31 protein-coding genes, 3 pseudogenes and 1 riboswitch are annotated in these 24,944 nt (G+C 34.3%); of the genes and pseudogenes, 13 read left to right on the top strand and 21 right to left on the bottom strand.

The window, feature by feature from the left end; translation table 11 throughout:
• The first annotated feature begins 241 nt into the window (after positions 1-241).
• Entirely contained in the window at positions 242-844 is a 603-nt protein-coding gene (locus U860_RS0101590; protein WP_025147147.1) for an HD domain-containing protein, read from the top strand.
• A gap of 38 nt (positions 845-882) precedes the next feature.
• Here U860_RS0101590 and hfq read toward each other — a convergent pair whose 3' ends face one another.
• Both hfq and U860_RS0101600 read right to left on the bottom strand, forming a co-directional pair.
• Complete coding sequence (gene hfq, locus U860_RS0101595; RefSeq protein WP_025147148.1) at positions 883-1,071, bottom strand: RNA chaperone Hfq; 189 nt, start codon at positions 1,069-1,071, stop codon at positions 883-885.
• 55 nt (positions 1,072-1,126) lie between these two features.
• A pseudogene (locus U860_RS0101600) lies at positions 1,127-1,343 on the bottom strand (aspartyl-phosphate phosphatase Spo0E family protein).
• Positions 1,344-1,679: 336 nt separating this feature from the next.
• Here U860_RS0101600 and U860_RS31025 point away from each other — a divergent pair.
• The 4 genes and pseudogenes from U860_RS31025 to U860_RS0101620 all read left to right on the top strand — a co-directional run bounded on the left by U860_RS31025 (position 1,680) and on the right by U860_RS0101620 (position 4,439).
• Positions 1,680-1,799 carry a YjcZ family sporulation protein gene (locus tag U860_RS31025; RefSeq protein WP_033795352.1) on the top strand — a complete coding sequence of 40 codons (120 nt, stop codon included), beginning with the start codon at positions 1,680-1,682 and terminating at the stop codon, positions 1,797-1,799.
• A gap of 105 nt (positions 1,800-1,904) precedes the next feature.
• Positions 1,905-2,333 (top strand): annotated as a pseudogene (locus U860_RS34860) (VOC family protein).
• Between the two features lie 416 nt (positions 2,334-2,749).
• Positions 2,750-3,199 (top strand): winged helix-turn-helix domain-containing protein, encoded by a 450-nt coding sequence (locus U860_RS0101615; protein WP_025147149.1) that lies wholly within the window; start codon positions 2,750-2,752, stop codon positions 3,197-3,199.
• Between the two features lie 19 nt (positions 3,200-3,218).
• On the top strand, positions 3,219-4,439 hold the full coding sequence (locus U860_RS0101620; protein ID WP_025147150.1) for an MFS transporter: 1,221 nt from the start codon (positions 3,219-3,221) through the stop codon (positions 4,437-4,439).
• A gap of 32 nt (positions 4,440-4,471) precedes the next feature.
• On the opposite strand, the pseudogene U860_RS31035 reads toward U860_RS0101620, so the two are convergent.
• From U860_RS31035 to U860_RS0101640, 4 genes and pseudogenes are all read right to left on the bottom strand, one after another.
• Positions 4,472-4,810 (bottom strand): annotated as a pseudogene (locus tag U860_RS31035) (flagellar motor switch protein FliG); the annotation flags it as partial.
• A gap of 104 nt (positions 4,811-4,914) precedes the next feature.
• Positions 4,915-5,649, bottom strand: a complete 735-nt coding sequence (nfsA, locus tag U860_RS0101630) for an oxygen-insensitive NADPH nitroreductase (protein WP_025147152.1) — start codon at positions 5,647-5,649, stop codon at positions 4,915-4,917.
• Between the two features lie 222 nt (positions 5,650-5,871).
• A complete protein-coding gene (locus tag U860_RS0101635; protein ID WP_025147153.1) occupies positions 5,872-6,189 on the bottom strand; it encodes a DUF4870 domain-containing protein in 318 nt (105 codons plus the stop codon).
• A 148-nt stretch (positions 6,190-6,337) separates the two neighbouring features.
• Positions 6,338-6,916, bottom strand: a complete 579-nt coding sequence (locus tag U860_RS0101640; RefSeq protein ID WP_025147154.1) for a YdcF family protein — start codon at positions 6,914-6,916, stop codon at positions 6,338-6,340.
• A 158-nt stretch (positions 6,917-7,074) separates the two neighbouring features.
• Between U860_RS0101640 and U860_RS0101650 the strand changes: the two genes are divergently transcribed.
• Positions 7,075-7,740, top strand: a complete 666-nt coding sequence (locus U860_RS0101650) for a DUF421 domain-containing protein (protein WP_025147156.1) — start codon at positions 7,075-7,077, stop codon at positions 7,738-7,740.
• Positions 7,741-7,777: 37 nt separating this feature from the next.
• Here U860_RS0101650 and U860_RS0101655 read toward each other — a convergent pair whose 3' ends face one another.
• Together U860_RS0101655 and U860_RS0101660 are read right to left on the bottom strand one after the other, a co-directional pair.
• Positions 7,778-9,133: an MATE family efflux transporter gene (locus tag U860_RS0101655; protein ID WP_025147157.1), complete on the bottom strand. Its 1,356-nt coding sequence runs from the start codon at positions 9,131-9,133 to the stop codon at positions 7,778-7,780.
• Positions 9,134-9,223: 90 nt separating this feature from the next.
• On the bottom strand, positions 9,224-10,054 hold the full coding sequence (locus U860_RS0101660) for a MerR family transcriptional regulator (RefSeq protein ID WP_025147158.1): 831 nt from the start codon (positions 10,052-10,054) through the stop codon (positions 9,224-9,226).
• A 268-nt stretch (positions 10,055-10,322) separates the two neighbouring features.
• Between U860_RS0101660 and U860_RS0101665 the strand changes: the two genes are divergently transcribed.
• Positions 10,323-11,486 carry a cation:proton antiporter gene (locus U860_RS0101665; protein WP_025147159.1) on the top strand — a complete coding sequence of 388 codons (1,164 nt, stop codon included), beginning with the start codon at positions 10,323-10,325 and terminating at the stop codon, positions 11,484-11,486.
• 63 nt (positions 11,487-11,549) lie between these two features.
• Here the strand turns inward: U860_RS0101665 and U860_RS0101670 are convergent, their stop codons facing one another.
• From U860_RS0101670 to U860_RS0101705, 8 genes are all read right to left on the bottom strand, one after another.
• The gene (locus U860_RS0101670) at positions 11,550-11,828 is read right to left on the bottom strand and encodes a DUF3986 family protein (RefSeq protein ID WP_025147160.1); all 279 of its coding nucleotides are present in this window, start codon (positions 11,826-11,828) and stop codon (positions 11,550-11,552) included.
• A gap of 73 nt (positions 11,829-11,901) precedes the next feature.
• On the bottom strand, positions 11,902-13,251 hold the full coding sequence (locus tag U860_RS0101675; RefSeq protein WP_025147161.1) for an aspartate aminotransferase family protein: 1,350 nt from the start codon (positions 13,249-13,251) through the stop codon (positions 11,902-11,904).
• A gap of 188 nt (positions 13,252-13,439) precedes the next feature.
• Complete coding sequence (locus U860_RS0101680; protein ID WP_025147162.1) at positions 13,440-14,990, bottom strand: sodium/solute symporter; 1,551 nt, start codon at positions 14,988-14,990, stop codon at positions 13,440-13,442.
• Between the two features lie 2 nt (positions 14,991-14,992).
• Entirely contained in the window at positions 14,993-15,334 is a 342-nt protein-coding gene (locus U860_RS0101685; protein WP_002171232.1) for a DUF485 domain-containing protein, read from the bottom strand.
• 228 nt (positions 15,335-15,562) lie between these two features.
• Positions 15,563-16,192 (bottom strand): sterol desaturase family protein, encoded by a 630-nt coding sequence (locus U860_RS0101690; RefSeq protein WP_002171231.1) that lies wholly within the window; start codon positions 16,190-16,192, stop codon positions 15,563-15,565.
• A 78-nt stretch (positions 16,193-16,270) separates the two neighbouring features.
• Positions 16,271-16,564 (bottom strand): hypothetical protein, encoded by a 294-nt coding sequence (locus U860_RS0101695; RefSeq protein WP_002171230.1) that lies wholly within the window; start codon positions 16,562-16,564, stop codon positions 16,271-16,273.
• Between the two features lie 19 nt (positions 16,565-16,583).
• Positions 16,584-17,216: a LysE family transporter gene (locus U860_RS0101700; RefSeq protein ID WP_025147163.1), complete on the bottom strand. Its 633-nt coding sequence runs from the start codon at positions 17,214-17,216 to the stop codon at positions 16,584-16,586.
• 205 nt (positions 17,217-17,421) lie between these two features.
• Entirely contained in the window at positions 17,422-18,150 is a 729-nt protein-coding gene (locus U860_RS0101705; protein WP_025147164.1) for a YqcI/YcgG family protein, read from the bottom strand.
• A 264-nt stretch (positions 18,151-18,414) separates the two neighbouring features.
• Here U860_RS0101705 and cspB point away from each other — a divergent pair, with 264 nt between their 5' ends.
• Positions 18,415-18,612, top strand: a complete 198-nt coding sequence (cspB, locus tag U860_RS0101710; protein ID WP_002171227.1) for a cold shock-like protein CspB — start codon at positions 18,415-18,417, stop codon at positions 18,610-18,612.
• A gap of 119 nt (positions 18,613-18,731) precedes the next feature.
• On the top strand, positions 18,732-18,980 hold the full coding sequence (locus tag U860_RS0101715; RefSeq protein WP_025147165.1) for a DUF2564 family protein: 249 nt from the start codon (positions 18,732-18,734) through the stop codon (positions 18,978-18,980).
• Between the two features lie 33 nt (positions 18,981-19,013).
• On the opposite strand, the gene U860_RS31040 is transcribed toward U860_RS0101715, so the two are convergent.
• From U860_RS31040 to U860_RS0101725, 3 genes are all read right to left on the bottom strand, one after another.
• Positions 19,014-19,190, bottom strand: a complete 177-nt coding sequence (locus U860_RS31040) for a zinc-finger domain-containing protein (protein ID WP_033795353.1) — start codon at positions 19,188-19,190, stop codon at positions 19,014-19,016.
• A 12-nt stretch (positions 19,191-19,202) separates the two neighbouring features.
• Positions 19,203-19,862 (bottom strand): ribonuclease H family protein, encoded by a 660-nt coding sequence (locus tag U860_RS0101720; protein ID WP_002171226.1) that lies wholly within the window; start codon positions 19,860-19,862, stop codon positions 19,203-19,205.
• Positions 19,863-19,990: 128 nt separating this feature from the next.
• On the bottom strand, positions 19,991-20,476 hold the full coding sequence (locus U860_RS0101725; RefSeq protein ID WP_002171225.1) for a QueT transporter family protein: 486 nt from the start codon (positions 20,474-20,476) through the stop codon (positions 19,991-19,993).
• A 6-nt stretch (positions 20,477-20,482) separates the two neighbouring features.
• Positions 20,483-20,527: riboswitch (PreQ1 riboswitch) on the bottom strand.
• Positions 20,528-20,658: 131 nt separating this feature from the next.
• Between U860_RS0101725 and U860_RS0101730 the strand changes: the two genes are divergently transcribed.
• The 3 genes from U860_RS0101730 to U860_RS0101740 all read left to right on the top strand — a co-directional run bounded on the left by U860_RS0101730 (position 20,659) and on the right by U860_RS0101740 (position 22,905).
• Complete coding sequence (locus U860_RS0101730; protein ID WP_025147166.1) at positions 20,659-21,531, top strand: aldose 1-epimerase family protein; 873 nt, start codon at positions 20,659-20,661, stop codon at positions 21,529-21,531.
• A gap of 68 nt (positions 21,532-21,599) precedes the next feature.
• Positions 21,600-21,986, top strand: coding sequence for a reverse transcriptase-like protein (locus U860_RS0101735; RefSeq protein WP_025147167.1), 387 nt, complete (start codon positions 21,600-21,602; stop codon positions 21,984-21,986).
• A 13-nt stretch (positions 21,987-21,999) separates the two neighbouring features.
• Complete coding sequence (locus tag U860_RS0101740) at positions 22,000-22,905, top strand: DMT family transporter (protein WP_025147168.1); 906 nt, start codon at positions 22,000-22,002, stop codon at positions 22,903-22,905.
• Between the two features lie 2 nt (positions 22,906-22,907).
• Here the strand turns inward: U860_RS0101740 and U860_RS0101745 are convergent, their stop codons facing one another.
• Entirely contained in the window at positions 22,908-23,168 is a 261-nt protein-coding gene (locus U860_RS0101745; RefSeq protein ID WP_025147169.1) for a DUF6123 family protein, read from the bottom strand.
• Positions 23,169-23,350: 182 nt separating this feature from the next.
• Between U860_RS0101745 and U860_RS0101750 the strand changes: the two genes are divergently transcribed.
• Positions 23,351-23,911: an isochorismatase family protein gene (locus U860_RS0101750; protein ID WP_025147170.1), complete on the top strand. Its 561-nt coding sequence runs from the start codon at positions 23,351-23,353 to the stop codon at positions 23,909-23,911.
• Positions 23,912-23,953: 42 nt separating this feature from the next.
• On the opposite strand, the gene U860_RS0101755 is transcribed toward U860_RS0101750, so the two are convergent.
• Complete coding sequence (locus U860_RS0101755) at positions 23,954-24,814, bottom strand: GNAT family N-acetyltransferase (protein WP_025147171.1); 861 nt, start codon at positions 24,812-24,814, stop codon at positions 23,954-23,956.
• Positions 24,815-24,944 lie beyond the last annotated feature (130 nt).

The following is a 24,944-nucleotide window of genomic DNA, read 5'->3' on the forward strand; positions in this document are numbered from 1 at the left end:
AGTCTTGGGATTTTTGCACCAGAACCCTTTTTCCTTTGTGACCTAACTAACACTTGATTTTCGTCTCCCATATTCCTACACTTCCTTTTCGTTTTATAAAACATTTTTTTATTCTAATAATGCGTTTTTGTATATAATAACCATTATACGACTATCATCTATTTATTTCGATATACTCATGAAATTGACACATTTCATTTCTATACTAGAATTATAATATAGCAACGTGAGGAGGATTCCTATGGAACATAATATTTTACAGGTCATTGCATTAGCAGAAAAACTAAAATACGAAATGCGACACAGCTGGCTCTCTAACGGACGTCAAGAAAGTGTTGCAGAACATACATGGCGTATGTCGCTAATGGCCATCTTAGTTGAACCTTATTTAGATCAAAAAGTAAATATAGAAAAATTACTTAAAATGGTCATTATTCACGACCTTGTTGAAGCTGAAGCAGGTGACATCCCCGCCTTTGACACGATGAATAGCCGTGAATTACAATTACAAAAACAAAAAAATGAGCAAGAGGCCATTTTAAATATTAAACGTACATTAGAAGGTCCTCTTGGGGAAGAATTATACGATTTATGGATGGAATTCGAAGCGAAAGAAACGTATGAAGCAAAAGTTGCTAACGCACTTGATAAACTTGAAGTGAAAATTCAGCATAACGAAGCTGACATTGATACGTGGCTACCAATTGAGCATAAGATGACTTTCCAAGTTGGTAAACATACAGATTTTGACTCTTTCTTATCCAAGTTACAAAAACTCATTGAACAAGAAGGAGAAAAAAAATTACTCGCTGCTGGCATTGACGTCGAAGCTTGCAAACAGTAACCGTTTAATTATGAAATAAGACACTCAACATGAGTGTCTTATTTCATAATTGTTGATACTGCCTGTTTGTAAATAAGTTGTTGCTTCCCATCTACTAACATTAAAATTGTAAATTTATCTACCCCAACTACTTCTCCTACAATTCTTACTCCGCTCTTTAAAAATATAGTAACTGTACCTTTTTCTTCTTTTATTTGTTTATACAATTCTTCTTGTAAACGTTCCAATAACTGTTCTCTCCTCCTTAAGTAAATAATCCTAATATAAAGAACTAAAGATTATTCACTTATACACTTTGTCTTTTATATTCATAAACTTGTTAATTAATATATCTAAATCTCGACTAAATAACAAAACTTTATTATGTCCTAATCCATAAGTTGCAACTAGTCGAATTAATTCTTGCTTATTATTTTCTATAGTATCCTGTAGATTTCTCATCTCCATCTCTTTACAAGCTCCCTTTTCCCATAATATTACTTGTAAAATTATAGTACATTTTTACACATAAAAAAATATAAAAATGGTTTTTTTACAAATTTTATATTTATGAAGAGAAAGTTTAACGTAATTGTAAGTTACATCACAATTTATTTAACAATTCGTTCACTTATTATACACTTCCATGTCATCTTACCACTTATCCCACTATTTGCAATCAGTAATACTCCCTATTCAAAATACGATATGACGTATATTGAACATCAGACCTAGATGAACTCACAGGCTTTTGTCTAATTAGAAGTAAGACTTGTTCCTTTTCCATATAAAAAACATACTGTATACAGTAATCCATTAATTATATAGATTAATTTACTAAAAAGGAGAAAAAAACATGAGCTATGGTGGTAGCTGCGCTGGTTTCGGCGGTGGATTTGCTTTACTCATCGTACTATTCATCCTTCTAATCATTATCGGATGTAGCTGTTGGGGTGGAGGCGGAGGCGGATATTAATATAAAATATCCTTTCCATTAAGCTCAAAATGAATGAATGCGTTAGCTAAAAACAAAACATCGTTTAATATGGAATAAGAAACATTTTTACTAAGGAGGATTATAATGATTGAAGGTCTTTATGAAGCACATTTACCTGTCCGTAATTTAGAAAATCCGATACCTTTTTATGAATTACTGGGGCTAAAATTATATAAAAGAGACAAGGATATCGCCTTCTTTTTGGATTGTAGAAAATGAAAGTTAGCTTGGGCTTTGGAAAGGAAAAGAATACAAAGTTAATTATCATCCTTCTTTACGGCATATCGATTTCTAAGTAAACTTATACGATTTAGAAAACGCGATACACTGGCTCAAACAGAAAGGAATTCCAGCGTGAAAAGACTTCGGAATGGGGCCACTTGAGCCAATCGTTTTTCCTGAACTAGCACACGCCCCTGTATATTTTAACGATTTTGATGGAAATAGTTTAGAATTTATTGCAAAATTACCTATTGGACTGCCCAAGGCAGAAAAATGTATTTAAGCGAATAGAAAAAGCATGTACAAACATCACCAATAGGTAGGGATTAGTTTTTATGTCAGCGCAATCAGTTTCTTATTCCACACTGCTTAAAACAAATAAAAACTTCAAAAAACTATTTTATGGTCAAACGTTAAGCGTACTTGGAGATTGGTTTCATACTGTAGCTTTATTAACATTCGTCTATAGCATAACAGAATCTCCATTACGGATTTCTTATTCAATTATCTATGTTTATTACCGGATGACTTTTCTTATTTTATCGAGGGGAACTAAGTGAAGAATCTAAAATAGCTTAATAGCATGTTTATGTACATGCTATTTTTATTTATGTCGAAATCCACAGGAAAAAGGCGATTTATTTCTCTTACGTTCCAACTTTTTAGAATATACAATAAATTTAGATTATAAGAAAGGAGCTGACATAATGTTTAAGGATCGACTTACCATTTCAGCTGAACAGCAAAAACTAATTTCCAATGCAACTCGCATTCAAATTCTTCATCTATTAAAAGACGAAACACTTACAGCAAAACAAGTAGCTACTAAACTAAATAAATCTGCCGGTAGCGTTCACTATCACATTCAAATTTTATATGACGGAGGGTTACTTGAATTAGTAGATACAAAGGAGAAACGAGGAATTATCGAAAAATATTATAAAGCAAAATCTGCTCATTTTTATATTGAAGAAGCGGGCACGGAAGGAACAAATACAGGGAGTCATATTATATCTCATTTATTTTTAACTCCAGAGGAATTACAACAACTCACCTGGGAGATTTCACAAGTTTTATTACGATGGGAAAACAAAACCGCTCGTCAATCAAACTCTGAAAAGGAATACACTATTTCCTGCCGTATAAAAAAACAATGAAAGAAAGGTCCATATGCCCATGAAAAATAAACTATTATTATTGTCGGGAACAGGCATTTCTCGTTTAGGTGATTTTATGTACCTCATAGCTCTAAACTTAATGGTGTTAAATAGTACAAACTCTCCCGCTGCTGTAGCAGGATTATGGATCGTTGGTCCAATTGCCACCGTTGTTACAAAAATATGGTCTGGTAGTATAGTAGATCGTTTAAACAAACGGTCAATTATGCTTATCACAGATATTATTCGAGCAGTGTTCATCGGCTGTATTCCACTATTTGATTCTATTTGGGCAATTTATATTTTTATCTTTTTGACTCGTATTGCTACATCATTTTTCGATCCAGCTTCATTCACTTATAAAACCATGCTCATACCAGCTGAAGAACGTGCTCAATTTAATGCTTGGAATAGCCTGTGTACAAATGGGGCTTTTATTATTGGTCCGGCTCTTGCTGGAATACTTCTCACTACATACTCGGCAGCCTTTGTTATTTACTGCAACTCAATTTCATTTCTACTTTCTACCATTCTCATATACTTCTTGCCAAACATCACATTACAAACAAAGCAAAACAAAGAAGTTACAAACACTTTCGTACAAACATTACGAAGCGATTGGAAACAAGTCTTTTCATTCGCACGGACTGAAACATACATTATTCTCGTATTCGTTCTATTCCAAGCCACAATGCTTGTCTCAATGGCACTGGATTCACAAGAAGTTGTTTTTACAAGACAAGTACTGTTTTTATCAGATGTAGAATATAGCATACTCGTTAGTATAACCGGGGCAGCTTACGTTTGCGGTTCATTTCTTGTCTCTCTCTTTGTAAAACGATTACCGATTAAATATTGCATCGGCTATGGTATGATTTTTACAGCAGTAGGCTATGTGATTTTCGCCTTTTCAAATTCATTTATGATCGCAGCAAGTGGTTTTATTTTACTTGGAATCTCTTCATCATTTGCCGGTACTGGATTTATAACATTTTATCAAAATAACATCCCAGTACATATGATAGGACGTATCGATAGCGTATTTGACTCAATAAAAAACTTTATCCAAATCTTTTTCATTTTAGCAATTGGAGCATCTGCACAGTTTCTTTCCGTTCAAATTACTGTGATAAGTAGCTCTTTACTCATCCTTCTCCTTTCCTGTTTATTAGCAATCCGGGTAATGACTCCTTCAAAAGAAAAATATTTTAAACCTACAGGATCATCATTAGAATACTAACTAAACGGAAAAAGCGGCTATTATGCCGCTTTTCACATTAAATATTTTATAAATAAAAGACCGCATGGTACTATGACATACATATTGAAAAATATAAAAAAACCTTTTTCAAAATCCTTATATTTTTCTTCTTTTACTCCACGCTACTTTAATTTCATAATAATCATAGTGATTTCGTTTTCGTGCTCTATACTTCCAAATTGTATATATTTTTTACTATATTTAACCCCGTATACGTTTTTCATTTTTTTATGTTGCGAGATTGCTTGAATATCTTCTATTAATATACTGTATTCATTTACCTTTTTAAAATAACAATCTAATCCTTTCATCAGCAACCTTTTATTTGTTAAAACAATATAATAGTAAAATCAAAGCTTTCTTCATGCTATCTCCCCCTCTACAACTATTCGAAAACAATCACACTTCTCCTCTAAAAAAAGACAAACCCACGTCTCAGGTTTGTCCTTTTTACTTATTTCTTATTAAATCCTTTCTCACTCAAAAACTCTTTCATATGCATTCTCTTCTCTTTGGCCATAAATGAACTCATTGATTCCGTCCATGTTACGTTTTTTTGATTTGACGATCTTTCTTTATAATACGCGCTCATCGTTTCATCGTATTCGTTTAACAATTCATCATATTTCTTTTCATCATATCCATTTTCATGAAGAATAGCTGCTACTGGTAACCGCGGTTTAACTCCATGATCTTCATCTGGTACACCGACTGTCATTCCGAACACAGGATATACTTTATCCGGTAAATGAAGCAATTCGCTCACTTCTTTCGGATTGTTACGAATTCCACCGATATAGCAAATGCCGTATCCTAATGATTCTGCTGTAAGTGCTAAGTTTTGTGCAAATAATGAGGCATCTACTGTTGCCACGATGAAGTCCTCTACTCCCTCATGCTTAATCTCTGTACCGTGTTTTTCGCATGCAATTTCGAGACGCTTTAAATCCGCACAACAAATAAAGAACGCCGCGCAATCTTTCACATGACGATTTCCAGATAGCTCTGCTAATTTAACTTTTAGTTCCTTATCTGTTACATAAATAACCGAATACGCCTGGACAAAATGTGAAGAAGCAGCATGCTGAGCAGCTTGCACCATTCTTTCCACTACATCTTTTGAAATTGGTTCTTCTTTATATTTACGAACTGAAACGTGTTGCTCCATTTTATGTATAATCTCATTCATGAAAATCACTCCTTTTTTCTCTTCATAATGAAAAATTAACACATCTTTTTTAATATTCACAACTTATAAGCACAAAAAGAGCAATTCTTTGCGAATTGCTCTTTTTTTTAATACAAATAAATACGGTAAATGAAATTACATTGACGTTTCGACAAGGACTCTCGAATTACCGAAAAATAACGGCAGGTTTAAATGATGTTAATGCCTGTTATGTAATTCTTGTTACGCCGCTTTCAAAACTTTAATTCCTTTAACGATATTCCAAATGAAGTAGTAAATTCCTACAAGAATAAACACTGCATACGTTATAACCATCCCAATTCCAACGCCCTCAGACTGATTGAAACTTAAACCGTATACCCCGGATACAGCTAATCCTCCAAATAAAATTGCGTATGGGAAAACGTGTGACCAAAATGCTTTTTTTGCATGATGTTTTACTTCATCTTCCGCAACGAAGTAAACGATAATTGGCAGTAAAAATGGTGCAAAAAAGATACTAAAGTAGCATAGTGAAGATAATATATTATTCCCTTTCATACGATTCACCTCTAAAGTTTTTTGTTACCTTCATTATGTCAGGAAACCACTTTAGAAACTATCGCTTTACCTTTCATTAAGATGACATATTTGTAAGATTTACATTAAGGTAAATCCCACCTGAAATTTCAGGTGGGATTCAAGTTGATTATATTCGATTTAATAACCAATATTGTGTGATCGCTAAATATTCTCTAACGTTCGATTGGATGATAATTGGTTTCGGTGTTTTTGCCGAGAGACCTTCTAATGTTAATCCTTGTTTTTCCGCAATCTTTTTCGCTCGAAACATATGAAAATCGTTCGTTACAATCATCCCTTTTTTCATATGTTCAGAGATAAGAGGTTTTGAGAATTTAATATTTTCATCCGTACTCGTCGAACGGTCCTCCATTATTATTCGGTCTTCTGCAATATTTTGTTTCATTAATCCTTGTTTCATCGCTAAAGCTTCTGAAATATCTTCGCCTTTTCCTCGCCCTCCAGATACGATAGCAATTGTTTTCTCATGTGATTTTAAATACTCTGCAGCTTTATCTATACGATATTGCAGTGAATAAGACGGTTTCGTCCCATTTACTTTCGAGCCTAGTACAATCATGTAATCCGCTTCATCTGGTGCTGTCATATGACCATGCTTATAAATGTTATATTGTAAAAATCCCACATAAACAGCGCAAATCATCAACATAACTAAACTATACTTAATAATTTTTTTCTTTAGCATTCGCATATACTCCTATTTTCTCTATTTGTTCATCATAATATCCACTAAGTCGTTTGTATACAGATAAATTCCAATTAAGTCTAAATTCCCCTCTAAAAGTAATATTTATCATATCTTTGGGAATAGTAAGTACAACTTCACACGAAGGAGTGTACATATTGCTCGTCTTTTTATGTAATGTATCGTTCTTTTTTATTTTATTTTTAATATCACTTAAGTTATTAGGGAAATCCGCACTAGCGCAACTAACTCCTCATGATTTTGGCGCAATTATCTTTTTATCTTATTTGGCCTTTCAAGCGATACCAGTCGACGGTGCTTTGCAAGCTTTTTCCGGCATGGTTGCCATTACATGCTTACATCTACTACTTACAAAGCTAAGCTTATTAAATAAATTGAATCGCTTCATTCTCGGGCATCCCATTATTCTAATAAAACATGGAGATATTATTTTTGAAAACCTAAAGAAGAGTAGATATCCAATTGCCGAATTACTATCCAACCTCCGTGTTGCAGGCTATCCGAGTGTTCATGAAATTGAATATGCAATTTTAGAAGCAAATGGATCTATAAGTATTTTGCCAAAAAGAGAACTCATACCATTGACTCCGAAAGATATGAATATAGATGTTAAGTATTCCGGATTACCAATTGCTCTTATCGTTGATTCACAAATTCAATACGATAACTTAAAGTTAATCCATAAAAATGAAAAGTGGTTACATGCAGAGTTACAGGAGAAAGGCGTTACAAATATTAAAAACGTTGCTTTCGCTTCTGTGCAGGAAACAGATGGATCTTTTGCCATTAGTTTAAAGGAATGAAAAAATCCCCTTAATTGTTTTCAAGGAGATTTTTTCATTATATTGCTTCTTTCTTTCCTGCCAAGTTTAATGGAACAGGATGTTTCATACGATTCATCGTAAATACAATGATTGCTGTCAATATTTCTGCTACTGGCATAACGAGCCAAATTCCATTTACACCAAATAATTTCGGCATAATCCATAACAATGGGATAATAAATAGTAAACCACGGCTCAAAATAATAAGAACTGATTTTGTCGTTTGTCGCACGGATTGGAAATACTCTCCATACACAATGTTATAGCCTAAAAATACATATTGGATAAAGAATAAACTAATACCTGTTAACGTTAACTCCAATAGTTCTGGCGATTGAACATCAAATAAACCAATTATATATTTCCCGAAGAATAAACCGACAACAATTGCTACGCCTCCGAGTACAACTGCAATTTTTACAGCTAACCGTAATCCTTCACGCAGTCTTTCTGATAAATTTGCACCATAATGGAAACTAGCAATAGGTTGTAATGCGGCACCAACACCGAAGAATAATAGTAATGTCATTGCATGAATACTATTGACCATCGCATAAGAAGCGACACCTACTTCTCCTGCATATTGAACAAAAGCGATATTAAAACCAACCGTTACAATCGCTACTGTAATTTCAGTTGTAAAACTTGGGAAACCTATCACCATAATTTGTTTAACCGTATCCCATTCAAAATGGAATTTCGTCCACTTTAAAACACTACTTTTTCTAAAGAAGTGTTTTAATAATACTAGGAAACCAATTGCTGCTGAAAGAATAGTCGCTGACGCAGCACCTGTTACGCCCCATCCAAAGATGAAAATAAAGATATAGTCAAAGATAATGTTCAATACAGCTGTTACGACAAGACCTGCCATTGCTAAGTTAGGATTTCCATCGTTACGTATAAATGTACTTAAAATATTTTCTAAAACGTATATCATTCCAAATGTTAATAGTACGTGTAAATAGTCTAACGCATATGGTAAAACCACTTCATTTGCACCGAACAGATATGCTAAATCTTCTATTCTCCATAAGCAAATAGCCGCTAAAACACCTACGATAATAACCGCCACTGTCATAGATTGAGTAAAAATAGATCTTGCTCTTTCTAATTTATTTTCACCTAGTGCAATGGAATATAGCGTTGCTCCGCCCATTCCAATCCATAATGAAATTGAGAAGAAAATTGAAAACGCTGGAATAGCTACGTTTACTCCTGCTAAGCCGTTCGCTCCAACTCCTCTACTAATCATGACCGCATCAATCATAATATTCACTGACATTAATACCATCCCAAGAACAGCTGGTATTAAATACGAAATAAATAAATTTTTTATCGGTTTTTCTCTTAATTTTTCTGTTGCTTCCATACTAATATGCTCCTTTTTCTCAACGCTCTGTTCACAGTTTAAACCTTCAAGCAACTTGAAGGTCAATAGAGAATTGAAAAATATATACGCCTATTTTTTAGCAACTGGTATTTGAATTTCCGTTACTTGCTCCTTCGGATTTTCTGTTACAGACCAATCAATTAACGCAAGCTCAAGCGCATCTCCGCACACTTCGTATCCTTCGTTATCAATGTGCTTTAATAATTCCGTATACGTTTCATCTGTTTCTTCATATGGTCCATGATGATAAGAACAAGCAAAAATCCCTTCTTTTATTTCATCTGAAGTATGCACTTGAAAAGGCATGTAATCCAATAGAATGAACACACTGTTATACGCTTGAAACTTATTTTGAAGTAATGCTTTTTTTGAAACTGTTACACCGATATCTCCTGAAAATAAACTATTATCAATTTGCTTTATATTTTTTTGCAGCGAATGGATATAATACTCAAACATATCATCCGTTGTATTAGGTGCAACTGCAATTGCTGTGATTTTTCGTTTCGGTATCTTTTTATAAATAATTTGATTCGCTTCTGATTTCGTCGCTTTCTTCATTAAATTGATTTTATGTTCCATTTTTGCTAAAGCATACTCGATTTCTCTTTGCTTTTTCAGCATCATTTCTTGTTGTTTTTCAAGTAAATTCAGCGCATAAGACGGGTTTCGTTCATCAATATATTTCTTGATTTCCTTTAATGGGATATTCAATTGGCGTAAAAATTTAATCGTATCTAATAGTGAAAACTGATCAATTGTGTAGTAGCGATAATTGGTTTGAGGGTCAACAGTTGACGGATGAAAAATTCCTTTCTCATCATAATAACGTAATGTAGATTCCGCTATATTATGCATTTTCGCCATTTCTCCAATTGTAAAACGTTGATTTAATAACATTTTTATTTCTCCATTCATTATATGTAAACTTTATTACTTCTTATTATATAGCTATATCCCCTGTTTCTAAAACGAATCCTCTCATGAAAATCTGCTATTTTTTCGTTGATTTTTTATAAAATATATTATATATTAATTACAGGTTCAAATTACAAGTTCAAAAGAACTTGTAAAGAGACCCTTTGTTTAATGTAATTTTACATATCATCATTAAGCAAATTCCGAGAAATCGTTTAATAAAAATACAAAGTGATAAGGAGCGGATCCGATGGAATTCGAATTTTTCTTTCAAATCGCACTTATTTTATTAAGTACAAAACTTGCTGGCGATCTTAGCGTAAGATTAGGTCAACCTTCTGTACTTGGTAAATTAATTGTCGGTATCGTTATCGGTCCAGCTGTATTAGGTTGGATTGAGAACTCAGAACTTCTAACGCAATTAAGTAATGTCGGGGTTATTCTTTTAATGTTTATGGCAGGACTTGAAACAGACTTAAAAGAATTAAATGAAAACCGCAATTCTTCTTTAGCAGTTGCAGTCGGAGGTATCGTTCTTCCATTCGTAGGTGGCTACGTTGCCGGTCTTGTTATGGGAATGGAACAAGGGAACGCTGTCTTTTTAGGATTACTTCTATGTGCGACAAGTGTTAGTATTTCCGTTCAAACACTTCGCGATTTAGGTAAGATGAAAACACGTGAAAGTACAACAATGCTTGGAGCAGCTGTATTTGATGACATTCTTGTTGTTATTTTATTAGCATTTGCAATGAGTTTCTTAGGTACAGATGATGTTAATTTAACAATGATTATCTTGAAGAAAGTAGTATTCTTCGCTTCTATTATTTTCATCGGATGGAAAGGTGTTCCAGCGATTATGCGTTGGTTATCACCACTTCGCGTATCTGAGTCTATCGTAAGTGCAGCACTTATCATCTGTTTCTCATTCGCATATTTCGGCGAACTATTAGGAATTGCTGGTATTATCGGTGCTTTCGCGGCTGGTATCGCTATTTCTCAAACGAACTACAAACATGAAGTAGAAAAGAAAGTAGAACCAATCGCTTACGCTATGTTCGTACCAGTCTTCTTCGTTAGTATCGGTATGAATATTACATTTGACGGTATTGGTGATCAAATTTGGTTCATCTTAGCATTAACAGTAATTGCTGTATTAACGAAACTAATCGGTTGTGGATTCGGTGCACGAATGACTGGATTTGATGCAAAGTCTTCTGCAATTATCGGTGCTGGAATGGTTTCTCGTGGTGAAGTTGCTCTTATCATCGCAGGAACAGGACTTTCTTCTGGACTATTAGCACAAGATTACTTTACAGCTATCGTTATTGTCGTTATTTTAACTACAATGATTACACCACCAATGTTAAAATACACTTTTGGTGCAAAAGATAAAGCAATGAAAGCAAGTAAATAAGTTTAATATAATAAAAGGAGATTCCTATCTTATAAAATAGGAATTTCCTTTTTCATTTCATCTTTAAACAATCGCATTCGTTTTTAACCATTTTTCAAAAATAGTTCGTGCTTCCTCATCATCAATATCATCACGAAATGAATATACTTTTATACCATAGTCATCTATATATTCACCTAGCTTCATTTTCTCCACCTTTTTATAAAAATCGTCTGCCTCATATTGTGGAATATAAGCACCCCAAATTGGTTCATTTATTCTTTTGTATGCGGTCACTTCTAAGTCATGCCCATCTTCATAATAGCCAATGTGATAATGTTGGTTAAAATCATACTTATCTATTAATACACCCCCTAATCAAAATAATAAACAAAAGCGAGCCTTATATTACAGCTCGCTTTTCTCGTCCCAGTTATTAAATACGTTCCATAGCTGTCTTCAACGTTCCAACAACAAAGGCAATTTCTTCACTTGAAATAATTAGCGGTGGTGCTAACGTTAAGACGTTATTATAACCTGCTGTTGTCATACCGTTTCTTCCTATAATTAAACCTTTTTCTTTACAAGCATTTACAACACTTGCGATTTTATCATTATCAATTGGCTCTCTCGTTTCTTTATCATTTACTAGTTCGATTCCAACTAATAGACCTTTTCCTCTAACATTTCCAACAAGTGGATGTTCTCCGATTTCTTCTTTTAATTGATCTAATAAAAGTGAACCCATTTGTGCAGAGCGCTCAATTAAATTTTCATTTTCCATAATCTCTAAATTTTTAAGCGCTAATGCACAAGCAGCTGGATTTCCACCAAATGTATTTATATGTCTGAAGAATTCATATTCTCCCGTTCCTTTAAATGCTTCATAAATTTCTTTTTTCACAGCTGTTGCTGATAATGGTAAGTACGCGCTCGTAATACCTTTTGCCATTGTAACGATATCCGGCTTAACGTCATAATTCATAAATCCAAATGCCTTTCCTGTACGGCCGAAACCACAAATAACTTCATCACTAATAAGTAGTGCACCGTGTTTTTGACACGTTTCATGAATTGCTTTCATATAGTCTTGTGGCGGCATTAAAATACCTCCACCTGTAATAATCGGCTCCATTATAAATCCGGCTATCGTTTCGCTTAATTCCCACGTCATAACACGATCTACTTCTTTCACACACTCTACATCATAAATATTTTGCGATTCCATTTCTGGCATACGGTAACAATCCGGAGGCGTTACATGTAAAAACCCTGATGCAAATGGCTCATATTGGTATCTGCGCTGCGCTTGTCCAGTCGCCGCCATCGTTGCCATTGTATTTCCGTGATAACCACGATAACGTGACATAAATTTATAACGATGTGGTTCACCTTTTTGAGCATAATATTGCCTTGCTATTTTAAAAGCTGTTTCATTCGCTTCTGATCCACTATTAGAGAAGAATATAACATACTCTCCACCAAGCCACTCGTTTAACTTTTCAGCGAGCTTAATTGCTGGTTCATGTGATTGTGACATCGGAAAGTATGACAATGTTTGCAATTGCTTATAAGCTGCCTCTGCGAGCTCTTTTCGCCCATATCCGCTATTTACACACCAAAGACCACTCATACCATCTAAATATCTTTTTCCTTGTATATCTTCAACCCAGCACCCTTCTGCTTTTGCTCCTACCATTGTACTAGTCGGGCTAAAGGGACGCATTCCGTGCCAAACATATTGCTCATCTTTTTCTAATAATTCATCTGTTTGTTTTGTTTTCATCCTTTCTTCCACCTTCCATAACAACTTATTTTCACAAAGCTGCGCTGGTCCCATGATGAGTTAAATTTCTCCCTGCCTATTTTCATTCCACAAAACCAAGACAAATCCTACCAAAAATAAAGTAATATTTATAAGAAAATGACAAAAGAAAAAGGAGCTTTTCTTATAATTCGAAAAGCTCCTCTTTTTTAATGTGTAGATGCATCACTAATACCATGACCAGTATTAGATTTCACAAGAATTTCATCAAATTTCGCGGCATCTTCTTTCTTGCTAGAGAAAATTGTTCCTAAATATGCGGCAAGGAATCCAAGCGGAATAGAAATAATTCCAGGTGTCGTATATGGGAATATCGCCTCTCCAACAAAAATAGCTTTCCCTGCTACCGGATTCCAAACGTTTGGACTTAACACTACAAGAACAATTGCTGAGATAAGACCAACGACCATGCCACAAATAGCACCCGTTGTATTAAAGCGCTTCCAATATATCGTAAATAATATAACTGGTAAATTAGCACTCGCTGCAACTGCAAATGCAAGCGATACTAGAAATGCTACGTTCAATGTTTGAGCAAACAAAGCGAGTATAATAGATACTATCGCTACTCCAATAGACGCATAGCGGGCCATTGACACTTGCTCTTTTTCCGTTGATTTTCCTTTGCGAATAATCTCGTTATAAAAATCATGAGCAAATGCTGAAGCTGCTGTTAATACAAGACCTGCTACCACAGCTAAAATGGTTGCAAAAGCAATCGCCGATACGAACGCGAATAAGAAATCTCCGCCTAACGCTTTCGCTAACAAAGGTGCTGCCATATTACCGGCTGGATTTGCTTTAATAATTGCCTCATTTCCTACAAACGCCGCCGCACCAAATCCTAAGAAAATTGTCATAATATAAAATGCCCCAATTAACCACGTAGCATATACAACAGATTGACGCGCAGTTTTTGCATCACGTACTGTAAAAAAGCGGACAAGAATATGTGGTAATCCCGCTGTACCAAGAACCAGTCCTAAATTTAAAGAAAGTGTATCAAGACCATTTTTATACTTCACTCCCGGATTTAAAAACGAATCTTTTAATGGAGTAGCTGTTTTCATTTGAGCGAACATTTCTGTCACACTAAAATTAAATTTTGCAAAAACGATAACAGAAATAATAAAAGTACCAGCCATTAGTAGTAAAGCCTTTACAATTTGCACCCAACTTGTAGCCGTCATACCACCAAAAATAACGTATACTGTCATAAGTGTACCAACGATTAATACGGCTGTCGTATATTCAATTCCTAATAATAATTTAATAAGTGCACCCGCACCAACTAATTGTGCAATCATATAAAAAATTGAAATCGTCATCGTATTTAATGCTGCAATCCCGCGAACCTTCTTTGCATCAAAACGCGCCGCAATCATATCAGCTAACGTATACTTCCCTAAATTTCTAAGTGGTTCTGCAACTAGGTACAATACAACTAAGTAAGCAACTAAGAAACCTATACTATAAAAGAACCCATCAAATCCTGTTAATGCTATCGCTCCGGCGATGCCAAGAAATGACGCAGCAGACATGTAATCACCAGCAATGGCCAGACCATTTTGCCAACCAGTTAATCCCCCTCCAGCCGTATAAAATTCACTCGCATTTTTCGTTTTTTTCGATGCGAAATAAGTTATAACGAGTGTACCAAGGACGATAATTAAAAATAGTGCAAAAGCAGTTGTATTCAAATTCAGCCCCTCCCTTTTTGCATATCTTGCAGAATTTTTTGCGAGATTTCATCAAAGGATTCTGCTTTTTTGCTATAAATCATACATAATGCCCATGTCATTATAAATTGCGCAACAGCAAATACCCACGCCCAAGTAATATCACCAAATGCCGGTGTATTGAGCACCTTTGAATACGATGTTAAAATAGGTAGTGCAATAAAAAAACTTAAAAAGAAAATACTCATTGGAACGATAAACTTCTTTTTCCTATTTAATAACAATTGAAATTCTTCTGACTGAACAACCTCTGTATAATTCACCTCATTTTGCAACTTACGTGCTGACGTATCATCTCGTTTCATTCTCCGATCCCCTCTCTTACTTGAAATACAATTCCCCCTTGCACACCTAAAGACTAAATTTTATAAATATTCAGAAACTTATATTTATTTTAGACAATCCTTACGTTCCTGCAAAGATTTTTCGATAGACATTTTTCGTCATTTCTCCCTAAATTTTTAATATACTTTTTCAAAATAAGGTGAAACCTAAATCAATCTTTTCCCTCATTAAGACGCAAAAAAGTAGTGCTATTGCACTACTTCTGTCTCTTTCTTCTTTTCTAAATTACGAGCCGTTTCACTAAGTTCAACATCTTTCCCATCTTTATACGTACCGAATAAAAAATCATACACTGGATTAGAAACACCAAACCAATACTTTTCATTTTTGTAATGATGTAATATATGCTGTTTTTTAAGCCATCTTCCAAACTTAGTAAAGGGACGAATCGGCTTATGTGCAATATAATGTTTCCATTCATAAACGAGAAGCATTATGATCATTCCAATTCCAAAGGAGAGTGTAACTGTAACACTCTTTGTAAATCCGTATAAAACGAATAAATAAATTGCAAAACCAGGTAAACTATACCAAACAGGTAAAAATAATAATTTCAAATCGTCTGGATACACGTGATGATCATAATGTAATCTGCGAAGCATTTTTAATAAAAAACGATTCTTTGGTGGCTTAATGTGAAATAAAAAACGGTGAGTTACATATTCGTTAAGCGTATAAAAAACGACTCCAGCAAGACACGATAAAATACCGATCCATGTGAAAAATTGCATTTTTAAAATAATGATAAAAATTAATAGGACACTATACATAATAACAATATCATGTTGTAAAAAGAACTCCTTTACCACTCTCTTCATCTTTCTTCCCCCTTCTCCAAAAAAACAGCCGCAACCTATCGTTACGACTATTTCTATTTTATTCTTATTATATTCACTTTACAAATTTGCCTGCTGCTCTATTGTCGAGAAAAAAGTGTTCGGACCAAATATATTTTGCTTCGGAATAATGTGTTCCACTGCAAATACTGTTACTTCTCCCCTTTGTACTTCTCCAATAATAAGCCCAAATACTTCATGATTTACCGCAAACGTTGGTTGTTTCGTTTGCAGCAACCTTGCTGCATTGTTAAATACCGCTTCATATAGTGGATTTCTATCAGTAATTTCTTTTCGAATTTTTGGTGCTAAAGTAATGATAATTTCTTTTCCGTCAATAGTGGTTCGATACATAAAAATCTCCCCTTCAATCTTATGTGAACAACTGTAAAGCTTTGTATGCAAAATGGATAGAATATCCCACTAAAATAATACCTGCTCCTGCTGTAATATAGCCAAGTGCTTTTTTCTTTAATAAAGTTCTTCCAAAATGAACAGAAAAAGCAATATTTAAATTCCATAAAATAATACCAACAATAATACAAAGACTGTATAAAAAAGCTTCTTGTTTCGTTACCTTCGTAAGCAATGAGCTAAGTGTACTTCCGTATATACCAAACCAAAAAACAAGATTTAACGGATTGGATATCGCGATTAAAAATCCCGCCATAAAAGATTGTTTAAGTCCACCTACCTCTTCTTGTTTATATTCCATATTCGCGTGAGAAATCCCTTGTTTTACACTTTGAAATCCTAAATAAAACAATAAGAAAAACCCAGTGCAATACATAAAAGCTTGTACATATGTATACATAAACACAGAAGATAAACCGAAATAAATAAGAAGCATAAACAAAATATCTGCAGTCATTCCCCCAATTCCAACAATCCAAGCATGCCAAAATCCGCGTTCAATTCCTCTTTTTAACATCTCAATATTAATCGGACCTACCGGTGCAGCTAATGAAATACCTAATACTATTTGCTGTATAATCGCTCCAAACATCGCTCTATCCTTTCTACTTCCTTTACTACTAAGTAATGATGCAAATATGAAAAATAGACTCGCTTCATAAGAAATATCCACTATTAAAATACCCTTTTTTATCCAAAATATGCAAAAGAGCCATCCAGTTGATGGCCCTCATTTCTCTACCTTATCCCGCTATTTGCGGGATAATAATCAGTGGGGGATGAACCCTCCCCGTTGATTAAAGTTTCACTTTATGATGAAAAGGACATTTACCTTTAATCAGCTCAATATCATCCCCAATAAAATACTGTTTCCATTCACGATGATCTATATCACCATAGTGGCTAATGTTAGGATGCTTCGGCAACTGATCCCATCTTTCAACTCGCTCACGGACCATTTGTCTGGAATATGCACCTTTAGGACGATCTCCTTCTAATCCATCGAAAATAGTGCGTGGCTGGAATCCAATAACAAGGGAATTTCCTAAATGCCTAGTCTTTCGCTGTTTATAAGCCGGCGCATTCCCAAACGCAAATATCGGTTCACCCCCAAATGAAAATTCCCACAAATAATGGTCTGGATCTTTCGGAATTTGCTTCGGCCATGTTTGATTATCTTTTTCATGTAAATACTGTAGTACTTTCCAAAAATAATCACGATAATATTCGAGTGGCTGCTCTTCACGTTCAGGTTCTACAAAAAGAAAAAATCCTCTTCTTACAATTGGTCGCTCTTTCATTAACTCTAAGAAAGATAACATTGTATTCGGCAAATGACTCCAATCATTACGAGAGAGAAATGAATAACGAAGCTCATTCTTTTTTAAAGCTGTCAAACCGAAATAACATGGAAAAGTGGGTTCTAGCACGACATTCGAAAAATTATTAAATTCTTTCGCAACCCAATTCGGTATATCGTCTCTATTTTTCATTCCTTCATTATCTAATAAATAAGACTCACCCATTCTTTCACCTCATTATGTACAGCATTCATTTAAGAATATTACATAATCAGCTTGTCCTATACCTTTTTATAAATTTGAACGAAAAATTATTTAAAAATACAAAAATTTAAAACCGCTTACTTGACTAAATTCTACCAATTCGTGTATATTTAAATTAATCATTTAGCAGAATATTCGAGAATATAGCATTTTTAATTTATATTATCTTTTCAAATGAATTTCACTAAATGAAAAAAGTAATCGTTTTTTAGGAGGAATTGTAACATGCAAGGAAAAGTAAAATGGTTTAACAATGAAAAAGGTTTTGGATTTATCGAAATGGAAGGCTCTGATGATGTATTCGTACATTTCTCTGCTATTCAAGGCGACGGCTACAAAGCTTTAGAGGAAGGTCAAGAAGTATCTTTCGACATTACTGAAGGAAACCGTGGACCTCAAGCTGCTAACGTAGTAAAACTTTAATCCAACATATGACAGGAGGTTACCTTACTTGGTAACCTCCTTTGTTATTCCTTTGTATATTTCCGTTTTACAGAGCAAAAACTATGTGAAATGCGCAAAATACAAAGGAGGCAATAACAATGGGTTCACATGTAAATGATTTTGAAGAAGTAAAATTCCGTGTAGAAACAGCACAAAAAATGGTCGGTTCTGCAACAATTTCAATGGATCCAGACACATTAGAACATGCCACTACTGCAGTAGAAGCGGCTCGTTCTCAGCTGGAAATTATGAAATCCGTTGCGACGGATTTAGATGATCCATTTCTAATGAATGAAGAAAAAAAATTAAGTAAATGCGAGCGTCAATTACACGAAGCGAAGCACTAAAAAACATCCAGAGAAAATTCTCTGGATGTTTTTTCATGACAATTGCTCCCCATACTTTTTCAATTTCTCTCCAACCGTACATTGCCGTATACAAAAAGAATGGGCATAGTATTTACTATGATTTCTCCGATTATGTTCCTGCAAGAAACACCCTTCGCAATACGTTTCTAATAAGTCATTTACCTCTGTAATGAGTTGCTTTTTATTCACGTGTGCACCTCTCTATTCGGTTATTTCTTTATGACTATCAATTGTCGTCCCTTCTAATGCTTGCGCTGCTAATTGATGTGCCTCTTTATTTTGTTTTCTAGATATCGGTTCACAAACAAACTTTAATTTCATTTGCTTCGCTTTTTGTTCAATTTGATCTAAGTAATGATTTAAATGTTCATCATAGCAAGGCCATTCACCAGCTAATTGCTGCAGTACAACTTGGGAATCTCCACGAAGTGTAACTGCTTCATATTTAATTCCTAATTCCTCAAGTATATTTATCCCGTATAATAATGCTGCATACTCCGCTTCGTTATTATCATATATGCCTTCTATGTATGCATTGCGACGAATTCGATAATTTGTATTTCCTTTTTTATAGTATACACATATGCCAACCCCAGCTTCTTTCGTCTGCACATCATAGCCACCATCAAAATAAACTTGAATTTCTTGAATCTCTTCCTCCACTTGCTTACTCAATTTTTTCATTTCTTTTAATGACCATTCCGCGTCCATTTCATCGTAAAATAAAAGCTCTTTTACCCTTCCTGTTTTCTCAAAATCCTCCGCAAATTGAAGCACTTCTTCTATGTTCATATAGTCTGTTGTTAATTCAGTTTGTAAACCGCGCTTCGTTTTATACAACCAATGCATTTTATATTTCATACTAGATTCCCCTTATATAAGACTTCTTATATTTATTTTATTATATTTTATCAAGAGTGACTGTATTATATTCAATATAATCACATACAAAAAGAGCCATCCTATATAAGGAACGGCTCTTTCACCTATTACATAAATCTTTCAAATTGTACTCGCTTATTAATCCAGTACATTACAGGCATACCAATCGCCATTACAACAAATTCACCAACTGCACACGTTAGCCATGTTAATAAAAATGGCAGATCAAATGCAAGATGAAGTTCGATTGCTATCATAAACATTGTGACTGTAAAGATCACTGTATTAAAAATCATACGAGCCCAAACACCTTTAATGAAGCGCATAGAAATAATAGTTGCAAGTAATGCAAGAATTGATTGCCCTACTCCAAATACTAAATCGTAAGCGATCATTGGTGAGAAAAAGAGATTCGTTAAAAATACACCTAATACAATCCCGTAAATTGCTTTCTTATTGAATACAACGAGATGGTTAAACATCTCTGAAATACGAAACTGTACATTCGTAAAGCCAAATGGCTGAATAAGCATAGAAACAGCAATATATAATGCCGCTAAAATACCATTACCGACTAATGTTCTTATATTCATGACAAAATCTCCTTAGTTTTTTTACGTGGGATGGTTTCGAACCACGTTATTCGTTTTTAGGCAACAAGATTACATTTTACGCAATATGCACTCTTTCGTCAATAGATTCCTATCATTAACTACCCTTTTTCTTATAGAAGACGTATAATATAACGTATGAAAGATTTAGGAGGTTCCATTTCATGACAGTAACAATTCAAAATGAAAAAGTGATCGTTTCCATTTCTGACAAAGGTGCAGAATTACAAAGCGTTCGCTTAAAAGAAGACAACACAGAATATTTATGGCAAGGTGATTCTACTTATTGGGGACGTCGTGCACCAATTTTATTCCCAATCGTCGGTCGATTAGTAGAAAATACATACTACGTAGACGATAAACCTTATTCATTAACACAACACGGTTTTGCTCGTGATATAATGTTCTCTGTACAAGAACAAAGTGAAACAAAAATTACTTATATCGTTACTAGTAATGAAGAGACATTAAAAAACTATCCATATGAATTTGAATTACTCGTTTCTTATGAAGTAGACGAACAAAATATACATGTTAAATATGAAGTAAACAACCCCGCTTCAAAAGAGATGTTCTTTTCAATCGGAGCACACCCTGGATTCAACTGTCCTTTATTAGACGGCGAATCATTTGCAGATTATCATCTATCATTTAATGGATCTGAACGTTTAGAAACTAGTATATTAGAAGGCCCTTTTCTTTCAAATGAAAAGCAACTAATCGCTGAAAATACAAGAGAATTGCCACTTACATATGATTTATTCAAAAATGACGCACTTATTTTTGAAAATATGAATACGAATGAAATTTCAATTCGTTCTCATAAACATAATAAATTTGTAAAAGTAGCATTCGATGGTTTCCCATTTGTCGGCGTTTGGACACCAGGAGATAACGCACCTTTCTTATGTATTGAACCTTGGTACGGAATTGCTGATGAAATAAAGCAAGCAAAAGATTTTAAAGAAAAAAAAGGAATTCAATCGTTACAAGCGAATGAAACATTTACATGTCGTTATAGCATTACAATTGGATAAGTACTCTATTCCCTACTTCTAAAAAGTTTTCACGTAGGGGATAACCTTATAAATGGAGGTTTCTCATTTTGATTGAAGTATATATCGATGGTGCATCAAAAGGAAATCCTGGACCTTCTGGAGCGGGAGTTTTTATTAAAGGCATACAGCCACCTGTACAATTATCATTACCACTTGGGACAATGTCCAACCATGAAGCTGAATACCACGCTTTACTTGCAGCATTAAAATATTGTGCAGAGCATAATTATAGCATTGTATCTTTTCGCACAGATTCCCAACTTGTTGAGCGAGCTGTTGAAAAAGAATACGCAAAAAATAAAATGTTTGCACCACTTCTAGAAGAAGCACTGCAATACATAAAAAATTTCGATCTCTTTTTTATAAAGTGGATTCCAAGTAGTCAAAATAAAGTCGCTGATGCGTTAGCTAGAAAAGCTATTTTACAAAATTAACGGGGGTATGATTGTGAAAAAAGAGTGGATTGCTCCTCTCGCTTTATTATTTGTCTCTTTCATTTGGGGAGCTACGTTTGTTGTCGTTCAAAGTGCTATGTCTTTTGTTGGGCCATTTACTTTTAATGGAATTCGCTTTTTATTCGCTGGAATTATTTTATTATTCGTTCAAATTATTTTCTCCCAAAAACCTTCAAAACAAGATATAAAACAGAGTGGTCTCGCCGGATTGATTGTTGGATTCTTTTTATGTGTTGGCTATTTATTACAAACATTCGGTTTACTCTATACAACCTCTTCAAAAGCTGGTTTCTTAACAGGACTTAGTATCGTTATGGTTCCAATCCTGTCTTTTATCTTTTTAAAACAGCGAGCTACAATTTTCATCGTACTTGGTATTACTGTGGCAACAGCAGGTTTATACTTATTAACAGCTGGTGATTCTTTTCAATTAAACATTGGAGATATACTCGTTCTCGGTTGTGCTGTCGCTTTCGCTGCCCATATTCTTGTTAACGGTTTCTTTTCTAAGAAAATATCACCATTATTACTAAGTACCTCTCAAGTATTAGCTGTCGGTATGTTTTCTTCTATTTGCGCTTTTTTGTTTGAAGATTGGGAAAAATTATTTTCAGTATCACTATGGACGAATCATTCCTTTTTATTCGCTCTATTTCTCACTTCCCTGTTTGCGACATCAATTGCTTTTTTCATTCAAACATCTGCACAAAAACACACTTCTCCAACGCGAGTAGCAATTATTTTCGCAATGGAGCCTGTTTTTGCAGCATTAACAGGCATTCTAGTTGCAAACGAACAACTTTCTATTTCTGCCATTATCGGGTGTCTATGCATTTTCCTAGGTATGGTTTTTGTTGAACTGCCTTCAAATGCCAAAAAAGAAGCGCGGGCTGCGTGAAGTTACGCTTGTAACTTCTGCATAAAAGCCTTAGCGCTTTTTTTATCTGTAATTTCTTCTTCTTTCAATCGTTCTAATAACGCAACAAAATAACTGCCATCAAACTGTAGTTGATGTTTGATCGTCGCTTCTATTGCCGCATTCACAATTCCATCAGATGCGCCAGTATATCCTTGTCCAAACATAATAAACCCTTGCGCTTCCTCTGATAACTTAAATCCTTTCGTATGTAAGAATGAAAGATAATCTTCTACTGTTTGCATGATATTCCCACCTACTCAAAAATTCTCCACCTCCTATCATACATGTTTTTACACTCTATGAGAATGGAGTTTCTTTGACAACTTTGTAAACAGCTCGCCTACTCCTATAGCAAAAGAGGATTCTTCTACAATATTACGGAATATGTAAAGTGATAATTATTTTGTATTAAAGGAGAGACATAATGAAACAAGTACTATTAATTATTGATGCTCAACAAGAATTAATTGATGGGAACGAACAAGAAAATGAAGTTTTCCGTAAAACCGAGCTATTAGCTACACTAAATACCGCTGTACAGCAAGCAATAGATTCAAATGCCCTTATTGTGTTCGTAAGAGATACTGATGTTGCTTCTGGTACAGGAGAAGGATTTGAAGTACATAATCAAATTAAAATGCCTCAATCTGCAATACTTATTAATAAACAAGCAACAAATGCATTCTACGGCACCTCTTTATATGAACTTTTAAAAGAAGAGAAGATAAATCATCTCGTTATAGGTGGATGTAAAACAGAACATTGCATCGATACTGCTGTTAGGACAGCAACTGTACAAGGATTTGATGTTACATTAATTAAAAATGGTCATTCAACAACTGATTCTAACGTATTGTCTGCACAGCAAATTATCGAGCACCATAATAAAACATTACACGGTCATTATAACGTTGATCATTTTTCCGTTGTTAGAGATATTGAGGAAGACCTCTTTCAACCTACTCATGGCCAATATCGTGACTAAATTAACTATAAAAAAGAATCCTTTCGTGAAAAGGATTCTTTTTTATCCAAAAATTTGCGCTGCAATACTATATGGCTCATTATTCCTTTTTAATAATTGATCACTATTTTTCATCATAATTGGTGGTTTATTAACCTTTTGAAAACCAGTAATCTCCAATTCTTTCATGAAATTCCCCTTTCCTTCTGGTACATCAATTCTTAATTTACCATTATGCTCTCTTGCTAAATAATGAACAATTCTCATTGCCATCGCATCATTTTTAGCAAAGACTGGTCCTATTATTTTATTTTCTGGCGTTTGTATACTCATACCATATCCTAATACATTTTGTTGTATATCCTTTATAACAATACATTGTTCACTTTGTATAATTCGACACTTTAAAAACTCTTCTCTATTTGTTCCAAATGCATCTTCATCTATTTGTATTATTTCTTCTAAATCACATTCTTCATAATTCACAATATACTCTTCATTTCCTACACATTTATAATTCTTATTGTACGAGTTACATATGTATTTAGAAACATAGCTCACAGTCCTGAATCCTAGTTTTTCATATAAAGGCTTCCCCTCATCCGTAGCAATAAGCACTATTGGAGTTTGAGTTGATACGCTTTTAACGCATAAATCCGTTATCGCCTTTCCAATCCCTCTTCCTTTATAATCTGGATGTACAATTACCATTCCGATAGACGCTAACGTCTCTCCGTATAATATAATTGCCGCGCTTGCAATAAGCTCTTCCTTCTCATTTACCACACCATATACTATACCTGTATTCAAAATTGTTTCAATCTCTTCTCTATTATAATCCCAGCCAATATAAGAAGATAATGCTACAATATCCTCTATTTTTTCTCTCCTAAGACGCTCCACTCTAATTTCCAATTCAATCATTCCCCTATTCCTACAATAAGTACTTCCATTTTAGATATGATTCCAGCAAGTTTACAATTTGTTAACGATACTGTCTTCATTAATGGGAAACGCTTTATACACATCACTCCTCGACATATACAAAATTACT

This window comes from Bacillus sp. H1a (assembly GCF_000633475.1).
Lineage (GTDB): Bacteria > Bacillota > Bacilli > Bacillales > Bacillaceae_G > Bacillus_A > Bacillus_A paramycoides.

Coding starts and splice junctions, on each gene's coding strand:
- U860_RS0101615 (WP_025147149.1), top strand. CDS start 2,750: ATGTTTAAGGATCGACTTACCATTTCAGCTGAACAGCAAAAACTAATT.
- U860_RS0101700 (WP_025147163.1), bottom strand. CDS start 17,216: ATGTTTGGAGCGATTATACAGCAAATAGTATTAGGTATTTCATTAGCT.
- U860_RS0101620 (WP_025147150.1), top strand. CDS start 3,219: ATGAAAAATAAACTATTATTATTGTCGGGAACAGGCATTTCTCGTTTA.
- U860_RS0101690 (WP_002171231.1), bottom strand. CDS start 16,192: ATGAAGAGAGTGGTAAAGGAGTTCTTTTTACAACATGATATTGTTATT.
- cspB (WP_002171227.1), top strand. CDS start 18,415: ATGCAAGGAAAAGTAAAATGGTTTAACAATGAAAAAGGTTTTGGATTT.
- U860_RS0101675 (WP_025147161.1), bottom strand. CDS start 13,251: ATGAAAACAAAACAAACAGATGAATTATTAGAAAAAGATGAGCAATAT.
- U860_RS0101640 (WP_025147154.1), bottom strand. CDS start 6,916: ATGCTAAAGAAAAAAATTATTAAGTATAGTTTAGTTATGTTGATGATT.
- U860_RS0101750 (WP_025147170.1), top strand. CDS start 23,351: ATGAAACAAGTACTATTAATTATTGATGCTCAACAAGAATTAATTGAT.
- U860_RS0101755 (WP_025147171.1), bottom strand. CDS start 24,814: ATGATTGAATTGGAAATTAGAGTGGAGCGTCTTAGGAGAGAAAAAATA.
- U860_RS0101745 (WP_025147169.1), bottom strand. CDS start 23,168: ATGCAAACAGTAGAAGATTATCTTTCATTCTTACATACGAAAGGATTT.
- U860_RS0101660 (WP_025147158.1), bottom strand. CDS start 10,054: ATGTTATTAAATCAACGTTTTACAATTGGAGAAATGGCGAAAATGCAT.
- U860_RS31025 (WP_033795352.1), top strand. CDS start 1,680: ATGAGCTATGGTGGTAGCTGCGCTGGTTTCGGCGGTGGATTTGCTTTA.
- U860_RS0101730 (WP_025147166.1), top strand. CDS start 20,659: ATGACAGTAACAATTCAAAATGAAAAAGTGATCGTTTCCATTTCTGAC.
- nfsA (WP_025147152.1), bottom strand. CDS start 5,649: ATGAATGAGATTATACATAAAATGGAGCAACACGTTTCAGTTCGTAAA.
- U860_RS0101725 (WP_002171225.1), bottom strand. CDS start 20,476: ATGAATATAAGAACATTAGTCGGTAATGGTATTTTAGCGGCATTATAT.
- U860_RS0101590 (WP_025147147.1), top strand. CDS start 242: ATGGAACATAATATTTTACAGGTCATTGCATTAGCAGAAAAACTAAAA.
- U860_RS0101715 (WP_025147165.1), top strand. CDS start 18,732: ATGGGTTCACATGTAAATGATTTTGAAGAAGTAAAATTCCGTGTAGAA.
- U860_RS0101720 (WP_002171226.1), bottom strand. CDS start 19,862: ATGAAATATAAAATGCATTGGTTGTATAAAACGAAGCGCGGTTTACAA.
- U860_RS0101695 (WP_002171230.1), bottom strand. CDS start 16,564: ATGTATCGAACCACTATTGACGGAAAAGAAATTATCATTACTTTAGCA.
- U860_RS0101685 (WP_002171232.1), bottom strand. CDS start 15,334: ATGAAACGAGATGATACGTCAGCACGTAAGTTGCAAAATGAGGTGAAT.
- U860_RS0101655 (WP_025147157.1), bottom strand. CDS start 9,133: ATGGAAGCAACAGAAAAATTAAGAGAAAAACCGATAAAAAATTTATTT.
- U860_RS0101705 (WP_025147164.1), bottom strand. CDS start 18,150: ATGGGTGAGTCTTATTTATTAGATAATGAAGGAATGAAAAATAGAGAC.
- U860_RS0101635 (WP_025147153.1), bottom strand. CDS start 6,189: ATGAAAGGGAATAATATATTATCTTCACTATGCTACTTTAGTATCTTT.
- U860_RS0101665 (WP_025147159.1), top strand. CDS start 10,323: ATGGAATTCGAATTTTTCTTTCAAATCGCACTTATTTTATTAAGTACA.